The sequence below is a fragment of the Mesorhizobium sp. M2A.F.Ca.ET.039.01.1.1 genome, assembly GCF_003998035.1.
Lineage (GTDB): Bacteria > Pseudomonadota > Alphaproteobacteria > Rhizobiales > Rhizobiaceae > Mesorhizobium.
In genome coordinates this window covers 1-386 of sequence record NZ_RZRY01001606.1, presented here as the reverse complement: position 1 = coordinate 386, position 386 = coordinate 1, and the positions used below count along the sequence as shown (strand labels likewise).

General features: G+C 57.3%; 1 protein-coding gene. It reads right to left on the bottom strand.

The features are described from left to right. On the bottom strand, positions 1-188 hold a 188-nt coding region (locus EOA24_RS41145; RefSeq protein ID WP_189354747.1), incomplete at its 3' end, for a DsbA family protein. Between the last annotated feature and the right edge of the window lie 198 nt (positions 189-386).

Here is a 386-nt window from a genome sequence, read left to right as displayed (position 1 = left end):
ATGTATTGGCGGCGATCCATGCCTCCAGGCGGGATGGTCGGATCGAGCTGGAATGGTCGCCAACTGACACGCACGTCGACATCGCTTGCGGCAGCAATGGCCTTGTCCAACCGCTTCTGGCCGATGAAGCACCAGGGGCAGACGACATCGGACACAACATCGACAGTGATGGAGTTCTCGGCGCTCATGCTCGTCTCCTGTTTGGTCTCGATTGGGCTGGGCTTGCGTCAGTTGGGCTTTCGCCACCAGGTCGGCAGCTGATAACCGAATATGGGGGTCTTTTGCGGATGTTCCAGATAACTCCAGTAAGCGAGCCATTGCTGGGTGTTGTATTGCATCGGCACGATATAGTAGCCCGAGATCAGAAGGCGATCGAGGACACGGAC